Origin of the sequence: Acinetobacter lwoffii (genome assembly GCF_019048525.1) — a bacterium.
In the GTDB taxonomy this organism is placed as follows: Bacteria; Pseudomonadota; Gammaproteobacteria; order Pseudomonadales; family Moraxellaceae; genus Acinetobacter; species Acinetobacter lwoffii_K.
The window spans coordinates 1112805-1130167 of the sequence record NZ_CP077369.1; the positions used below are offsets into that span (position 1 = coordinate 1112805).

Genomic DNA, 17363 nt, shown 5'->3' on the forward strand with positions numbered 1-17363 from the left:
TATCTATTGGAGCAGATTCATCTGGATTTAAAATAAATAATAAGATGTATTTAAAATATATGTTTAAATAAAAATTAATATAAACCTGATTATTTTACTCTGAATAAAGCCATATTTATCTGATTAATATACTTGGTATTTAAAACCAACCAATTCAGTAAATTTAAAATAAATAACTTTTTAAATCAATATTTTAAATAATAATTTAAAATTAGTTTTATAATCCTTATTGCATATTATTTTCCCTCGTGTTTATTATTAATTAAGATTTATTTTCTTAATAATTATTCTTCCTGTGGGGTATTTTAAAATGTTAAAGCAAGCTGCTCTAATTGCATTAATGGGTCTTTCTGCATCTGCGATGGCAGGTCAATGGCAGGTGAAAGTTGGTGCCAGTTCTTTAGCACCATCAAGTGACACTGAAATTGCACCAGGTTTAGTCGTAGAAGCGGATCAAGAATATGGTTTTACGCCATCGGTTGAATACTTTTTTAATGACAATATCTCTGCAGAACTTTTATTAGCTACGCCATTTAATCACGACATTTCTGCTCAGGGTCTAGGGAAAATTGCCAAGATTAAGCATCTTCCACCCACAATTACCGCTAAATATAACTTTAAAAATGCAACACGTTTTACGCCATATATTGGTGTAGGTGGCACAGCTTTTATTGCTTGGGATGAAGAAGGTCTGGCTAAAGATGTGAAAGAGGAATTTGGTTTGGCAGGTCAGGTTGGCTTTAATTATCAGCCAGCCGATGCCAAAAACTGGGGAGTATTTGCTGACGTGCGCTATGCAGATTTGAGTCCTGAAGTGACTTTAGATGATGCTGATAATACTAAATTCGACTTGAATATTGATCCTTGGGTTTACACGATCGGTTATAGCTACAAGTTCTAAATTCTAGTCTTGCTTAATAAAAAAGCCTCATCTTGAATGAGGCCTTTTTTTTCAAAATAACAACGATTTATAACTTATTGAAATTGAGCAGATTGGCAATGTTCAACTATATTAAAACGAATAAAGTAAATATTAATTGAATACGACCTAATAATTGAATAATAAGGAAGATCAGCATGAAGTTTTTAAGCCAAGGTATTGTGATCTTCTTCAGCCTGCTGGCAGGGTCTGCCTATGCGGCAAGTTTTGATTGTCAGAAAGCTGAAACCGTGACAGAGAAAGAGATTTGTGAACATCGTCTGCTCAATGATGCCGATGTCAAGATGAGCACCAGCTATCATATTTTGCGCCGTATGGTGCCTATGGGAACCCGCTCGGTGATCCAGCGCGATCAGGTGAAATGGCTACAGTTTCGTGACCGCTGTCAGGAATCTGTGTCTTGTCTGAGTCAGGTTTATAATATGCGCCAGCAGCAAATAGACCTGCAATTTCAACGTATTTATAAGCTTGGGCCTTATTAGGACTTAAACCTAAGCCTTTACAAATCCAAGTCATTTTAGATCAAGAGATCCTTTATAAAATATCTTGAGAAAAAATATACAACTGGCTATTGAAAATTTAGTAACTCACTCCATTCATATAGGCAACAGTATTGACCTGTATTTAAAATAAAAGGAGTGATTAATGAGCGAGTCTAGCGCACAAAAACATAGTTTCCAGGCTGAAGTGGCTCAGTTACTACATCTCGTGACCCATTCGCTTTATTCAAACCCTGAAATTTTCCTGCGCGAATTGATCTCGAATGCCTCAGATGCATGCGACAAATTACGTTTTGAAGGGATTAACCATCCTGAATTTTATGAAAATGATCCTGATCTGCGCGTTCGTGTCAGTCTGGATGCAGACAATAAAACCATTACCATTTCAGACAACGGGATTGGCTTAAGCGAGCAGGAAGCTATTGATAATTTAGGGACTATTGCCAAATCAGGCACCAAAGACTTTATGTCCAAACTGACCGGCGATCAAAAAGCCGATGCTCAATTGATTGGCCAGTTTGGTGTCGGTTTCTATTCCGGCTTTATTGTGGCTGACAAGATTACGGTAGAATCGCGTCGTGCCGGCACAGATGTCTCTGAAGGCGTACGCTGGATCAGTGGAGGAACCGGTGAGTTCGAAGTTGAACAGATCACGAAACAAGGACGTGGTACTGATATTATTCTGCATCTGCGTGACGATGCGCTGGATTATCTGCAAAGCTATAAAGTGAAGCAGATTATCAATAAATATTCAGACCACATCAGCCTGCCAATCCAGATGCAAAAAGAAGTCTGGCAGGAAGAAGAAGCGGCTGAAGGCGAAACCTCTAAAGGCGGCCAGTATGTCAAAACTGATGAGTGGGAAGTCATTAACTCGGCCAGCGCATTATGGACTCGTAACAAGTCTGAAATCACTGAAGAGCAGTATGTCGAGTTCTACAAGAACTTGAGCCATGATTTCGCAGCGCCATTGGCCTGGGCGCATAACCGGGTTGAAGGCAGCACTGAATATACCCAGTTATTATATATTCCAAGTAAAGCGCCACATGATATTTTCACCCGTGAATCCAAAGCGGGTATCAAACTGTATGTGAAACGTGTGTTCATTATGGATGATGCGGATAACCTGATTCCAAACTACCTGCGCTTTGTGCAAGGTGTGGTGGACAGTGCCGATCTGCCATTGAACGTGAGCCGTGAATTACTGCAAGAAAGCCGTGATGTAAAAACCATCCGTGAAGGCAATACCCGCCGTATCCTGACCATTTTGGATAATCTGGCTAAATCTGAAGATGAAAAAGATCAGGCAAATTTCAAGACCTTCTATCAGGAATTTGCTTCAGTATTGAAAGAAGGTCTGGGCGAAGATTTCAGTAACCGTGAACGTATCTTAAAACTGCTGCGTTATGCGACGTCGACCAATGATGAAGTCAGCACATCATTGGCAGACTATAAAGCACGTATGAAAGATGGGCAGAAAGCCATTTATTATGTGACTGCAGATAGTCTGAATGCTGCGAAAAATTCACCACAACTGGAACTGTTCAAGAAAAAAGGCATTGAAGTTCTGTTGATGACCGAACGCGTGGATGAATGGGCGATGAACTTCGTGAATGAGTTCGATGGTACGCCTTTGCAAAACGTGTCTAAGGGTGCGGTTGACTTAGGTGACCTTCAGGATGCAGAAGAGAAGAAAGCCCTTGAAGAAGCCGCAGCCCAGTTTAAACCGGTGGTGGATAAGTTGACGGATTCATTAAAAGACAAGACCAAAGAAGTGCGGGTGACGACGCGTCTGGTCGATTCTCCGGCTTGTCTGGTGACTGGCGAAGGTGAATTGTCTCCACAGCTGATTCGTATGCTGAAAGATGCGGGTCAACCTGTGCCAGATATCAAGCCGATTCTGGAAATTAACCCGGGACATCCGTTGGTGAAAAAACTGGATGGCTCAGCGCAGTTTGATGATCTGGCCAATGTGATCTTCGACCAAGCGGTGATTGCAGAAGGTGGATTACCAGAAAATCCTGCTGAATATGTCAAGCGAATTAATAGCTTGTTGCTTGCTTAACTGCTGATGTGTTGAATGAGAAAATCCCTCTTCGGAGGGATTTTTTATGCCTGCTTCATTTTTCATTTCTAGAAATGATCTGGAAAAACGATAGAGAGAATAAAAAAATCCCTGCGGATTTTAAATCTGAATTTTAAATTAATACTGGTTTTTTGATTTATAATTACGATCATTAAGTAAGGAGAGAGAATGTTATGAAATCTAAGCTGATGATCAGTATGGGCGCTGTAATCCTGATGTCGATGAGCCAAGTTAGTCTAGCGGCACCTGCTGCAGAAAAAATGGTACGCACAGATCGAATCAGTTTTTATAAAGTTGCGAAAGTAGAGGCAGCAAAACTACAACGTGTGCAACATAGCGATCGTATTCGCTTCAATATGCCAGTGATGGAGCAACCTTCATTACAGCAAAAACGAGTGCTACGCAGTGATCGTATTATCCTGAATAAAACCAGCTAATACTTACCGCGCTGATTGCCTCAGTAATATTGAAAAAAGCCCATGAATGATGGGCTTTTATATTTTCTACCATCATTCAGTTTAAAATAACGCTTCTAAACGTACCAAAGCCCCAACATAGTGATCACGATCCTCGCGATGATCATTCAAATAGTTCAGGTCAGTCTGGACAAAAAACCATTCACGTAAAAAAGGTTGTCTCCAGGACACATAAGGGCCCCAGCGATTAAGACGCAGATCCTTGTCATTCAGATAACCACCGGTATAAATGCCGTAACTGAAACGGTTGTCCTGAAAAAACTGATGTTGCCTAAAGGTGTAGTTGTCCCAAGTGAGATCATCGTCTTGATCATCGGCATAAGTCAGACTGAGCTGATTAGAGAAAAAGGCCTGATTGGGACGGGCATGAATCAGTTCCAGGTTGGTCCGTAAATAGTTTTCGCTTTGAATACCATAGCGATAAATCTGTTCGGCATGAAAAGAGTAGTCATTTTCTAGTGTCCAATCTTTACTGGCTTTGACACGCAGGTAAATATCATCTCCAGAACGTAAGCCCAGATCCAGATCGGTTTCAAAAGGAATACGATCTGACCATTCAGACCAACGTAAGGCAAAAGAGCTGTTATCTTCACGGGCACGTTTAGTATCCAGACGCTTATTTCCGGAAGTGGCAGGATTTTCATTGGTAATCGCGACATTGCTGTCTAATTCATTGTCCAGACTGTCATCACCAAACACCACACTCAGCTTTTGTTCCAAGGTCGGAAGCTTGATCTTGCCGCGGATTCGGGGCTTAATCTCATAGCCTTCATATTCATCCCAGCGATTATCTAGAATGATCCGTAATGTAGCTGCAGCTGGCTGATCCGGATCGCTTTCACCAAACCAGTTATCAATTTTATGCGCAGTACGATCGGCCCATTCGCGGATGCCTTTCTGCTTTTGATCCGCCCATGAATAATTTTCTGTCTCTAGCGTGGATGGAACAATGGCGACATTTGATTGCTCCGGCAGAACCGTGGGTGTTGCATCGATCAAACGTGGAATCTGATCCAGCAAGCCTGATCGGCTTGGCTCTATATTCGTTGGACTGACAGGAGCAGTTGTGACTGAATTGGCCCAAGACATGCTACCACTCATTCCTAAGCCCAGAGAGAGCAGTAAAATTTGAGTAACCCTGTTTATTTGCATGAGATATTTGTTGCTCTTGTATTCTTATATTCAGCTGTAGTTTTCTAAAAAACGGCCTTAAAAAGCAAGTTAAAGCTACAAAATAACAGCAATTATTCAATCATTTGAGCCTGAATTTCCCGATAAAGCTCTAATACCCGAATGGGTTGTGGCATTGTTAAAATAATATTGTGAATATTCTGCCAATTTAGCTGTTTGTCGCGTTGCAGCAAGATGTATGGATAGGCCAGCTCATCCTCTGCGAGAGAGATGCGTTTTTCACCATGAATCACTCGGATTTTTTGATGTTCCTGTAGCAAAAGCACTGGGGTAGAAAAATCCGCAGCAGCTTCTTTAAACGAGATAAATTTCTGCTTTTGAATGGACTGTGCGGGTATAAATGGATGGTAATCTGGCTGTGTCCAGACTGTTTCAGCCTGCTGCAAGTAAGCCGTTGAAAAAAACTCGAGTTGCATGAACCTGGTGCTTATAACAGACCACGCCAGTGATTTAATCGCAGCAGCCTGATGTTGATGATGGCTCAGCCAATGTTGAATACAATAGTGAGCCTGCAACTGACTCGGTACCCCTAAGAGCATCAGATATTTAACAAACTGACCTTGCAGATTCAATTGCTCAACCAAATAAACCTGACGTGCCTGCCAGTTATCTTCTGCCGCATAATATAAGACAATATCCAGATAAACAGGGTGTTGTTCGACATCGGATTCTAGTTCTAAAGCACAGAGCCGCTGGATATTAGTTTCTTCTAAACCTAAAGGGTGTACATGAGCGTTTAGTTTGCCCAGTTGGATCTGTACAGGGAATTGAATCAATTCGGAGACTGTGATCTGTTCTTGCTGAATTGTCGTTTCAGTTTTTAACTGAGGATTTAACGCCTCGCGTTCAATTTGTATCTGATTGGTTGACTCATCTGAGCGATTTAATTCTAGTGCATGAATTCTTACGCGCGGCCGTCCCCGATGATATTTGGTTGTTTCCATAGAATTGCAGCTGGTTTCAGCTTCGTGTAAGGATAAGGCAGGAACGATCAAGGGTGGATCCTGTTTCAGGCAAGAAAACCGCTGCTGTTGTTGTAACAGCCAGATATAACAGTGTTGCAGTTCAGCCCATTGGCTGTGCAGGGCAGGAGCTTGGGGAGCCGGAATCAGCCAGATTTGCCAGCCACGTTCAGGATGATGTAAAACTGCCCAGCCTGAATCCGGATGGGCATACAATGCTTGTTCCAGCGCCAAGATTTCGGTGAAATAGCCACGAAAGCTTAAATGATAAGACGTGTTAGCAGAAAATTGGTAGGTGACAAGTTCAGGCTGAGTGCGAACTTTAAATGCTGAAATCTGGGTTTTGAAAATAGGTTCATCACACAGATTAAAAATATCGCGTATTCTTTTTTTAGAACGGGCAATTTCATATAAAGGCAGGACTTTATGCTCCAGTTGCTGCGCCAGTCCATGTAGTTCTTTAATTAAGTGTGCTTTTTCTAAAGCATTCATTTTTTGATCTCTAGAGATGTTTCAGTACTTTATCCAGGGTTTGTGCCAGTACGAGGTTAACCGCCAGCTCGACCAGTCTGTATTCAGCAGAATTTGAGTCGGTATAGCTTTCTGCCATCTCAATTAAATAATCAATAGAAACGGAATGAGGCGGAATTTTGCCCTGTACCAATGCCTGAAGTTCATGCATAAAAAATTTTCTTATCATTGATCTATTTATATTGCTGCAATTATAAGCAGAGATCACATAAAATAGTGATCTATTTTGAGTATTTTATAAACAAATTTTTTAATTAAAAGTGATAAAAATCAATAGAAAAAATGAGAGTAGGAAATAGTCGATATTTTTTTAGAGTCGTGCATCTTTCACACTGAATGTGTTCAATATGATCAAAAAAAACAGGCTGAATCAATCAGCCTGTTTTAATGAAAAACAGCTTTGCATTAAGCCGTTTTTTCAGTTACCACAGTCGCAGCATCTGTATTTACTGTTTCCGCAGGTGCTTTAGTCGCTGGAAAGTCTGGCAGATGAACCACTTGCGCCATTTGTGCAGACGCTTGAACAGAAAAAGCCATAACGGTTGCTGCGAAAGCAAATTTAAGAGCATTCATAGGATGACCTTTAATATCAGAGTGTTCAATGACTTGAACAGAGGAGAATATTTAAACCTAATTCGGGTGAAATAATAGCAAATAAGACTTAATAGAAAATGATAGATTCGGCAAATTCAGGCAGTAAATTTTAGATAAATTACTCTACAAAACAATAAATTAGTATATTTACTCTAGTTTGATTTTTATGGTTTTACAGGGCTTTATACTTTATTTTAGCGATGAAAATCTGGACTTAATCGAGTGTTAAAATAAAAGGTCATGTGTTTTTGATCTGCCAATTTAAAACTAAATTTCGAGCTTTGTTCAATCCATGTAAGTTTTTGCTATCGCTTGTTTACGGGCTGCTGCAATCTTCTGAGAATGGACTAAGATGGAATTCCATTCATTTTCATGCTGAGAGTTTTATTATGGCAATTGCAAAAGTGGTAGAAGTCAATTCAAGCAGCAATAAAAGCTTTGAAGATGCGATTCAAACGGGCATTCAAAAAGTCACAGAAACGGTCAAAAATGTACAAGGTGCTTGGATCAATGAACAGAAGGTTGTCATTAAAGAAAATAAAATCACGGAATATCGTGTCAATTTAAAAATTAGTTTTCTGGTTGATTAAGTGAATGCCATTCAATAACAAATAAAAAACCCCATTTGAAATGGGGTTTTTTATTGAACGTTGCTTTATTTAGCTTGGTCTGGGGTGTCACACGTTTCTGTTGAGCACTGTGCTGCCTGACTATTGGTTGATGTATCGAGCGCTTTTTCAAATACTTGCAAGAAAACTTCTTTAGGTTGCGCGCCTGCCAATGCCACACGTTGATCAAAAACAAAGAAAGGCACACCAGTCACTTTGAGTTGTTCGTGTGCGACTTCCTGATCGAATTTGACAAAGTCGGCATATTCTTCCGAATCCAACAGGTCATCGACTTCGACCGGATTCAGGCCAATACGCGCTGCGACATCTTCCAGTGTTTCACGTTCTCCAATCGCCAGACCTTGGGTCATATAGCTATAGAAGAACGCTTCCTGTGCTTCATTGCCCAAACCTTTGCTTTGCGCCAGGTGAATCAGGCGATGCGCATTAAAGGTATTGCCTGAATTGGCACCTTCCCAGTTAAATTCAATACCTTCGGCTTTGGCCATTTCAGCAATATTGCGCTGCATCTCTTCGACTTCTGCCACGGTGCGGCCATATTTTTGCGCCAGACGCTCAGAGTTGGAGACTTCCTGACGTACCGGTGCTTCAGGATCGAGCTGGAAACTGTGCCAATGTACTTCTAGCTCAATACCTGCTTCTTGTGCAGCAGCTTCTAAACGTTTTTTACCAATATAGCAGAAGGGGCAAACCACATCTGACCAGATATCTACGCGCATGTCATGTCTCTAATTTTGCTCTTGTGTTCAAGTATGAGGGTGAAGAATCAGAATTTAAAGCCCTTGAGCATCAGAAGTGTATTTCTACAGCAGATCGGCAGGATAAATAAAAGAAGAAAGAGTAGGTGATAGCCAGATGGCTTCCTTAATATAATCAGGTTCTGACTATTCAAAAAAAATATAAAAATGCCATAAAAAAACGCCCCGTAGGGCGTTTTGTGAATGCAGTCAATTATGCAGTTTTTACTGCAGCTTCAACAGCAAGCATGTGACCATTTTCTTCGAAGTTTGAGTGCCAAGAAAGCGCTTCACGAAGAAGATGAGGGGTATGGCCGCCTTTTGCACATGCACGGTCAAAGTAATCATTCAACGCATCGCGGTACATTGGGTGCGCACAGTTATCAATTACTGCACGTGCACGCTCACGCGGAGCCAAACCACGAAGATCCGCAAGACCTTGTTCAGTCACTAGGATATCAACATCATGTTCTGCGTGGTCGATATGTGAAGCAAACGGCACTACAGAAGAGATGTCGCCACCTTTCGCGATTGATTTGGTTACGAAGATCGCCAAGTGGGCATTACGTGCGAAGTCACCTGAACCACCAATACCGTTCATCATTTTGGTACCACATACGTGAGTTGAGTTCACGTTACCGTAAATATCAAACTCAAGTGCAGTGTTGATGCCGATAATACCTAAACGACGTACCAGTTCAGGATGGTTTGAAATTTCCTGTGGACGTAATACCAGTTTGTCTTTGTATTGTTCTAGGTTGTTAAATACTTTCTCGCCGTACTTAGCAGAAAGCGTAATAGAAGAACCTGAAGCAAACTTCATTTTACCGGCATCGATCAATTCAAACGTACAGTCTTGTAGTACTTCTGAGTACATGATCAAGTCTTCGAAGTTTGAATCTTTCAGACCCGTCAATACGGCGTTTGCAATTGAACCGATCCCTGCTTGAAGAGGTCCGAGGTTTTTCGGTAGACGGTCTTCAGCTACTTCTTTTTCAAAGAAAGCGATCAAATGGTTGGCAATGCTTTGAGTCTCATCATCTGGTGCAGTTACAGTAGATGGAGAGTCGTGCAATTCGCTGTTAAATACGATACCAACAATTTTAGATGGATCGATATTGATCGCATGCGTACCAATACGCTCATCAACTTGAGTCAATGGAATCGCTTGACGCGTTGGACGATACGTCGGGATGTAGATATCGTGCAAGCCTTCAAATGCCGGGCTTAAATTCGTATTGATTTCTACAATCACTTTTTCAGCAAAAATCGCAAAGCTTGCAGAGTTACCAACAGATGTTGTTGGAATGATGCCGCCATCTTCAGTAATTGCTACGGCTTCGATGATCGCAACGTCTGGTTTTTTCAACTGCAGGTTACGCATTTGCTCAACAGTTTCAGACAAGTGCTGGTCAATGAACATCACTTCGCCGTTGTTGATCGCTTTACGTAAAGTATTGTCTACCTGGAACGGTAAACGACGTGCCAATACACCAGCTTCAGTCAGTTGTTTGTCTAGATCGTTCCCTAGTGATGCACCAGTAATTAACGTGATCTTTAATGGGTTTGCTTTTGCCTGTTGAACTAAAGCTAAAGGAACCGCCTTCGCTTCACCAGCGCGAGTAAAGCCACTCATGCCCACAGTCATGCCATCTTGGATGAATTCAGCCGCTTGTTCAGGGCTGATGACTTTGTTGTGTAGGGAGGCTAAACGGATACGATCTAAAGACATTTTAACTCTCATTAATTCTTAAACTATGATACGGATTGTACCGCTCAAAAAATGTATTGTGCATAGGTGTTAGGCTAAGGTCTAATTTTTTAGCTAAATGTAGGTATAATAAAAAATGATGATTTTTAAATGATTGAATTCGTGAACTATAAAATGAATTGTATAGAAAAACTAAAAAGTCATTTGTTGAATTACTGATCACTTATTAAAAGTGCTCAGTCAAAGTTTGGCGAATTTTATCGAGTGTAGTGGCTGGGGGAAGTGTCTCAGGATTCGCCTGATTCACGGGTAGTGAAATGATAGCTTCCAGCCCACCTTCAGGACGATTATGAATACGCAATTGGCCATGGTGAATATCGACAATCCGTTTCACAATGGCCAGTCCTAAGCCACTGCCTTGTACTGTTCGTGCCGAATTGCCCCGAACAAAAGGCTGCATCAAGGCTTCAATCTGATCTTCCGGGATGCCTTCGCCATGGTCTGCGACACAAATCAACAGTTGATCTTCTTCAACATGCGCAGAAAGCTCAATTGGTTCTGAACCATAACGTTTTGAGTTGTTGATCAGATTGCCGATCAGTCTTTTTAGTGACATGCTGCGCGCCTGAATGGTCGGTATATCTTGTGGTGTAAATCGGATATCTAGCGGTTTAAACTGCTTGACCAGTTCCTGTAGCAGTACATTGACATTGGTGTCCTGCGGTTCTTCATCGGAACCATCGCGCATATAGGAAATGAACTGATCCAGAATCGCGTCCATATCTTCGACATCATAAATCAGGCCTTCTTTGAGAAAGTCTTCATCTGGCATCATTTCGGCACTGAGGCGGATTCGGGTTAAGGGCGTGCGCAAGTCATGTGAAATGCCGGCCAGCATGATTCGGCGTTCCCGCTCGGTCTGGTCCAGCGTATAAATCATCTGATTAAAGGCATGATTGACCTGACGGATTTCCAGTGGACCATGATTGGTATCTAGATAGGGTGCTGAGCCGATTCGGCTATAACTGTTGGCGGCATTCTGCAAACGGCGTAAAGGACGGTTGAGCTGACGCACCAAGGTCAAAATAATGATGCCGACAATAATCGGCGTGCCAAGCAACCAGCCCAAAATCAGTTCATTGCTATAATTGGCATAAGTCTTTAAAGGTTCCTGTACCCAGTGACCATTCATTTCAGGAGTCTGGATCCAGATACGTGGACTCGGCTTAAACTGGAAATAGACTGTGGCTTGTTCGATGCGTAACTCTTTGGCGAGTTTGGTTTCGATCTGTCGGGTAAAAAATTCGGCAATCAGCTTTTCACGGACAGTGGGATATTCTGCCGGATTAGTAACGTATTCAATGCCGACCCGGTTTTTTAGCCAGTCATCGATATCGACTTCCTGCTGTTTATGATACAGGCGCAGATCGGGATTATTAAGAATTTCCAGTTCCATGGCCAGATAACGCGCATGTTGCTGGATTTCAGGTAAAAACAGGGTACGCCAAAAGAACCACAAGGACATGAACAGGCTAAAACAGACCACAAAAACCACCAGTACCGTGGTACGCATGGCAGCAGAACGCGGCTTGATCTTGTCGAGAAAGCGTTCCCCGCGGGTACGCTTTTTTTCCGAGTAGCTGACAAAATCGGTAAATTTTTGTGGATCGATGGGGTCGAGTTTCACACCAGCTCCCTGTTGGCATTTTCCAAATTGAGCAGTAATAATAATTTGTAATGGAATCTTACTGCTTGAACCTTCGATGGAAGGAGCTTGTTGTGTTACTTTTTTTGAAAAAGTAACCAAAAAACTTTGCCATTCGCTGAACTCGCGCATTTGTATACGAGCCTTTAAAGAAGGGGAGGCTCAGACAGCAGCGAATGGCTTTTAGGGACAATAAATTGGGGTAATCTTTTATCCTAATAAGTTTTTCTTTATTCAGCACCATCTGGAACAAAGACATAACCCACACCCCATACAGTCTGGATATAACGTGCACGCGCTGGGTTTTCTTCCACTAAACGGCGTAAACGTGACACCTGAACATCAATTGAACGTTCCATGGCACCCCATTCACGGCCACGCGCCAGATTCATCAGCTTGTCGCGGGTTAATGGTTCGCGTGGATGTTGAACCAGTGCTTTCAGTACCGCAAACTCACCAGTAGTGAGCGTTACCACTTGGCCTTCACGGGTCAGAGTGCGGGTAGAGAGATCTAGCGACCATGGGCCAAAAGAAACCACTTCCATCTGTTGGCTTGGTGCACCCGGCACTTCACGTACCTGACGGCGCAATACCGCACGAATACGTGCCAGCAGCTCATTCGGGTTAAACGGTTTAGGCAAGTAATCATCGGCACCTGCTTCTAAACCGGCAATACGATCCGAGTCGCTACCACGAGCGGTGAGCATAATGATAGGCGTATCGATATTGGATTGGCGTAAACGACGACAGATACTCAAGCCATCTTCGACCGGAAGCATAAAGTCGAGCACGATCAGAGAAAACAGTTCCCGCTGTAAAAGTCGATCCATCTGCGTGGCATCATGTGCAGTTTTAACCACAAAGCCTTTATCTTCGAGAAAACGCTGTAATAAGGTACGCAGACGAACATCATCATCAACCACCAGGATCCGTTCGACCCGGTCCGTTTCGGTATGTACGGCATCGGCTTTTTCAGCAGGTACAACTAAACTCATGAGATGCTCCTTTATTCTTTATTGTCGTCATAAACAAAAATCAAATAGGCTTTGAGTATACGATTCATTGATATTAATTGACTATGCTCTAAAGCACCAAATATTGCAGTTAAAATCAAGACATAGATACTAAATATATACATCTAAATGAGCAAAAAATACGATTTTAAGCTGGATAAAAAGCAAAGTTCATACAAACTTTATCGGGAAAAGCTGAAAACTGTGGCACTTCATAATATAAAGATGAGGTAAATTAATAAAAACAATGGTGGATTTTATAGACCCGGTCTTTATAATCATGCCATTTAGTACTTATCCTTGTGGGATCAAACACGATGACTGACTTAGTTCAGCAGTTGGCAAAAGAACTTGCCGTACGTCCAAATCAAGTTGAGGCTGCCATCAAGCTTATTGATGAAGGTGCCAGTGTTCCTTTTATTGCACGTTACCGTAAAGAAGTAACGCAAGGCTTAGACGATACGCAACTACGTCAACTCGATACGCGTTTATCATACTTGCGTGATTTGTATGAGCGCCGTGAAAAGGTGATTGAATCACTCAAAGAACAAGATAAATTATCTGATGATTTATTGGCGCGTGTGAATGCGGCCGAAACCAAAAATGCATTAGAAGAAATTTACGCGCCGTACCGCCCAAAACGTACCAGTAAATCATTCAAGGCCAAAGAAGCCGGTTTAGGCCCGATTGCCGAAAAAATCTTTAATGAAGCCGTTGATCCAGCTGAAGCTTTGGCGGGCTTTAGCCATGAAGATTATCCAGATACTGAAAGCCAGCTTGATGCGATCCAGCACATCCTGATTGATGACTGGGCACAAAATATCGCACTGACCACTGAACTTAAAGCGACATTTGCAAAAACTGCCGTGCTGAAAAGTTTAGTTGCAAGTGATGAGAAAAAAGAAGTCGGTAAAAAATTCCGTGATTATTTCGATTTCTCTGAAAACTTGAATAAAGTGCCTTCACACCGTTTATTGGCGATGCTGCGTGGCCGTCAGGAAAACGTTTTAGGCCTGAAAGTTGATGGCGAAGATGATGCCCCGTTGGCGCGTATTGAAACTGAATACAATCTTGAAACTGTTCAGCCACAAGCTCGTCAGGATTTCTTGAAGCAAACTGCAAAATTGTTCTGGCTCGGTAAAGTTCGTCCAACGATTGAACATTCATTGCTGACTGAAAAACGTCTGGCTGCTGAAACAGAAGCGATGAACGTCTTTGCTGAAAACCTGCGTCATTTACTGCTGTCTGCACCTGCAGGCGCACGTACCACTTTGGGCGTGGACCCAGGTATCCGTACTGGTGTGAAACTGGCGGTGGTGAACGAGTCTGGTGATGTACTGGCACATAGTACGATTTATCCATTTGCGCCAAAAGATGATAAAGATGGTTCATTAACTGAACTTGCACGTTTATGCCGCGAGTTCAATGTTGACCTGATCGCGATTGGTAATGGTACTGCAAGCCGTGAAACTGAAGCTTTAGTTGCTGAAATGATGGCTGCGAACAGTGATCTGAAAATGACGCGTGTTTCTGTATCTGAAGCAGGTGCATCGGTGTATTCAGCATCTGAACTAGCTTCACAGGAACTGCCTGAACTAGATGTATCTATTCGTGGTGCGGTATCGATTGCACGCCGTTTACAAGATCCACTAGCAGAACTGGTGAAAATCGATCCGAAATCGATTGGTGTGGGTCAGTATCAACATGACGTGAACCAGACCGGTCTGGCGAAAACCTTGGAAGCGGTCGTTGAAGACTGTGTGAACTCAGTGGGTGTGGATGTAAATACTGCATCAGCAGCAATTCTGGGTTATATCGCGGGTCTGAATAAATCGATCGCACAGCAAATTGTGGAATTCCGTAAGGAAAATGGTCGTTTTGACAATCGTCAGTCTTTGAAAAAAGTACCACGTTTAGGCGAGCGTACTTTTGAGCAGGCTGCGGGCTTCTTGCGTATTCAAGATGGTACAGAACCACTGGATGCGTCTGCAGTTCACCCTGAGTCATATGCTTTGGTGAGCAAAATTGTTGAAGCAAAAGCAACGACTGTAAAAGACATCATTGGCAATACTGAAATCATTCGCCAAGTGAATGCAGAAGAATTTGCAGACGAGAAATTCGGTCTGCCGACAATTCAAGACGTATTGGCTGAACTGGAAAAACCGGGCCGTGACCCGCGTCCAGAATTCCGCACTGCTAAATTCCGTGATGACATTACTGAAGTTGCGCAATTGTCTGAAGGCATGCAGCTGGAAGGTGTAGTCACTAACGTGACTAACTTCGGTGCATTTGTCGATGTGGGTGTGCATCAAGACGGTTTGGTACATATTTCTGAACTTGCCAATGAATTTGTCGCTGATCCGCATAAAGTGGTGAAACCGGGTCAAATCGTACAAGTCCGTGTTTTGAATGTGGATGCTGAACGTAACCGCGTGAATCTGTCGATGCGTCCTGAAGGTTCTGAAGCGCCGGCGAAAGCACCACGTCAGCCACGTCGCGAGAACAATGAGCCACGTGGTGAACGTAAGCCTCAGGGTAAACGTCCACAGCAAGGACGTCCGCAAGGTGATCGCCCTGAGGGTAAGAAACCTCAAGCGGCTAAACCACAAGAGCAAAAAATTGGTGGTTTGGGTGCATTGCTATTGCAAGCAGGGATTAAAGGTTCTAAATAATTTTTAGATATCTTTAATTTAAAAAAACCTCCCGATCGGGAGGTTTTTTATTGGATCATTATGAGTTAATCATCGGAACAATCCAGCTAGTAACAATTAATAAAATACCGAGATGCCCCAGTTTTCGTGTCACATAGACCAGCTTAGACGGTGGCTGTTCCAGTCTTTTTGCATATTCTTCCATGCTAATGCCGGGCTTGCCTTTACTGGTAAATAAAAACACCGCCAGGTCGATACAGATCAGAATCGTACCGATATCAGCGACCAGTTCCATCAGGACAAAATCCTGGCTATACAGCGACATGCTGACGCTATAAATCAGATAAATGGCAAAGGCCAGACACAGGTATTGCAGGACAACTAAAAACTTCTGCATAAATCTCAACAGTTCACAAAATTAAAGCAATTATACAAATAATCGGGCAGCTACGGCCAATTACAAGGTCTGCATTACCTCAGCAAAATTCTGCTTCTCGACCAGTTCCAGAAATTCATCGCCCAGACGCTGACTTTCCGCAATACATTGCTTCCAGAGCTGAATGCGTTGGGCCTGGTCCAAACCTTTTAAGTTAAAGTCTTTACGGTCAGGCAAACGACCCAAAGGCAAACTTTGCAGATATTGCTGCGAGGGAGAAAGCAGCAAAGTTCGTGCCTGATTTTCCGGATTTGAGGTACGTTTAAATAACTTGTCAAACCAGCCGGGGGTAATGCTATCGGTAAAATGTGGATACAGCACAATACCTTTGCTCTGAAAGGGCAGGTCAATGTGATAGTCAATCAGGCCACCATCGCGATAATAACCCTGCGGCGCATCCGGAATATTGTTCACCGCTGCCATCACCCCGGGAATAGACGCTGAAGCCATCAACCAGGACAACACACTCTGTTCGGTTAGTGCATGATAATGCGTGGTAAATCCATCTTCAGCGATTTTAAACTGTTCACCGATATTGGGCTGGCTGATCACACGTTGCATGAAATAACGGCTGTGCCGGCGCGCGACTGCGGTCGTTCCAAGAATTCCAGCCACAGAAGCCAGCAACGGCAATGCCTTGTCACTCTGGAAAATATGTTGGGCTTTAATTGAAATGACTGCGAGATGATAATCTGGATGATTGACCAGATCGTTTTCTTTGCCTTGTACCAGATCCAGCAGCATGCCACGGCAAACTTCGCTGACATCCTGACGGGTCATTTTTTTATGAAAATAGAGGTTGGTATAGAGTTCAGCCAAGCGTTCGGTTCCCTGTTGAGCACCATGTGCAGCCATACTGGCAAAGCGCCAACTACCAATCGAAGAACCCACCAAAGTTCTACGCTGAGGTGCACGTGGAAAAAACTCACCAAAAATCGCCTGATCCAGTCCCTGGATACCGATACCTTTGGGGCCACCTGCAGCACCAGGTACAATATCGACTTGTTCGGGTTGCAAACCTTGTTGCAGAATCAGCTCACGTGCCAGATGGCCGGCACGAATCGTCAGAGCAGGCGCACGTTTTTGTAAAATCTGTACCATGGTTGAACCTATACTAGCCAAATGTGTGCTTATTTTAAGCGATAGGTCTTAGGACCCAATGGCAAGATATGTCCTAAGGTGACTTTGGAGTCATGCGATG

Annotated in this window: 16 protein-coding genes; 6 read left to right on the forward strand and 10 right to left on the reverse strand. The window is 42.8% G+C overall.

Features of this window, described 5'->3' with window-relative positions; all coding sequences use genetic code 11:
- Window positions 1-310 precede the first annotated feature (310 nt).
- The 4 genes from I6L24_RS05200 (at window position 311) to I6L24_RS05215 (ending at window position 3963) form a co-directional block, all read left to right on the forward strand.
- Window positions 311-901: an OmpW/AlkL family protein gene (locus I6L24_RS05200; protein ID WP_005108067.1), complete on the forward strand. Its 591-nt coding sequence runs from the start codon at window positions 311-313 to the stop codon at window positions 899-901.
- 176 nt (window positions 902-1077) lie between these two features.
- Window positions 1078-1422 (forward strand): lysozyme inhibitor LprI family protein, encoded by a 345-nt coding sequence (locus I6L24_RS05205; protein ID WP_216986491.1) that lies wholly within the window; start codon window positions 1078-1080, stop codon window positions 1420-1422.
- Window positions 1423-1585: 163 nt separating this feature from the next.
- Window positions 1586-3505 (forward strand): molecular chaperone HtpG, encoded by a 1920-nt coding sequence (gene htpG / locus I6L24_RS05210; protein ID WP_005102849.1) that lies wholly within the window; start codon window positions 1586-1588, stop codon window positions 3503-3505.
- Between the two features lie 194 nt (window positions 3506-3699).
- The gene (locus I6L24_RS05215; RefSeq protein WP_005102851.1) at window positions 3700-3963 is read left to right on the forward strand and encodes a hypothetical protein; all 264 of its coding nucleotides are present in this window, start codon (window positions 3700-3702) and stop codon (window positions 3961-3963) included.
- Window positions 3964-4044: 81 nt separating this feature from the next.
- On the opposite strand, the gene I6L24_RS05220 is transcribed toward I6L24_RS05215, so the two are convergent.
- The 4 genes from I6L24_RS05220 to I6L24_RS05235 all read right to left on the reverse strand — a co-directional run bounded on the left by I6L24_RS05220 (window position 4045) and on the right by I6L24_RS05235 (window position 7259).
- Window positions 4045-5154 carry a hypothetical protein gene (locus I6L24_RS05220; RefSeq protein WP_216986492.1) on the reverse strand — a complete coding sequence of 370 codons (1110 nt, stop codon included), beginning with the start codon at window positions 5152-5154 and terminating at the stop codon, window positions 4045-4047.
- 92 nt (window positions 5155-5246) lie between these two features.
- The gene (locus I6L24_RS05225; protein ID WP_216986493.1) at window positions 5247-6647 is read right to left on the reverse strand and encodes a hypothetical protein; all 1401 of its coding nucleotides are present in this window, start codon (window positions 6645-6647) and stop codon (window positions 5247-5249) included.
- Between the two features lie 10 nt (window positions 6648-6657).
- Complete coding sequence (locus I6L24_RS05230) at window positions 6658-6837, reverse strand: hypothetical protein (protein WP_005102858.1); 180 nt, start codon at window positions 6835-6837, stop codon at window positions 6658-6660.
- A 254-nt stretch (window positions 6838-7091) separates the two neighbouring features.
- Window positions 7092-7259 (reverse strand): hypothetical protein, encoded by a 168-nt coding sequence (locus I6L24_RS05235; protein WP_005102860.1) that lies wholly within the window; start codon window positions 7257-7259, stop codon window positions 7092-7094.
- A 410-nt stretch (window positions 7260-7669) separates the two neighbouring features.
- Between I6L24_RS05235 and I6L24_RS05240 the strand changes: the two genes are divergently transcribed.
- Window positions 7670-7870 (forward strand): dodecin family protein, encoded by a 201-nt coding sequence (locus I6L24_RS05240; RefSeq protein WP_004278594.1) that lies wholly within the window; start codon window positions 7670-7672, stop codon window positions 7868-7870.
- Between the two features lie 65 nt (window positions 7871-7935).
- On the opposite strand, the gene I6L24_RS05245 is transcribed toward I6L24_RS05240, so the two are convergent.
- From I6L24_RS05245 to ompR, 4 genes are all read right to left on the reverse strand, one after another.
- A complete protein-coding gene (locus tag I6L24_RS05245) occupies window positions 7936-8628 on the reverse strand; it encodes a DsbA family oxidoreductase (RefSeq protein ID WP_005102861.1) in 693 nt (230 codons plus the stop codon).
- 232 nt (window positions 8629-8860) lie between these two features.
- Window positions 8861-10378: an acetyl-CoA hydrolase/transferase family protein gene (locus tag I6L24_RS05250; protein ID WP_004647324.1), complete on the reverse strand. Its 1518-nt coding sequence runs from the start codon at window positions 10376-10378 to the stop codon at window positions 8861-8863.
- A 205-nt stretch (window positions 10379-10583) separates the two neighbouring features.
- Window positions 10584-12044, reverse strand: a complete 1461-nt coding sequence (locus I6L24_RS05255) for an ATP-binding protein (protein WP_034435905.1) — start codon at window positions 12042-12044, stop codon at window positions 10584-10586.
- A gap of 248 nt (window positions 12045-12292) precedes the next feature.
- A complete protein-coding gene (ompR, locus tag I6L24_RS05260; RefSeq protein WP_004278590.1) occupies window positions 12293-13057 on the reverse strand; it encodes an osmolarity response regulator transcription factor OmpR in 765 nt (254 codons plus the stop codon).
- 335 nt (window positions 13058-13392) lie between these two features.
- Between ompR and I6L24_RS05265 the strand changes: the two genes are divergently transcribed.
- A complete protein-coding gene (locus I6L24_RS05265) occupies window positions 13393-15747 on the forward strand; it encodes a Tex family protein (protein ID WP_085064948.1) in 2355 nt (784 codons plus the stop codon).
- Between the two features lie 58 nt (window positions 15748-15805).
- On the opposite strand, the gene I6L24_RS05270 is transcribed toward I6L24_RS05265, so the two are convergent.
- Together I6L24_RS05270 and I6L24_RS05275 are read right to left on the reverse strand one after the other, a co-directional pair.
- On the reverse strand, window positions 15806-16123 hold the full coding sequence (locus I6L24_RS05270) for a hypothetical protein (protein WP_004647328.1): 318 nt from the start codon (window positions 16121-16123) through the stop codon (window positions 15806-15808).
- A 60-nt stretch (window positions 16124-16183) separates the two neighbouring features.
- Window positions 16184-17263 (reverse strand): patatin-like phospholipase family protein, encoded by a 1080-nt coding sequence (locus tag I6L24_RS05275; protein ID WP_004647329.1) that lies wholly within the window; start codon window positions 17261-17263, stop codon window positions 16184-16186.
- Window positions 17264-17363 lie beyond the last annotated feature (100 nt).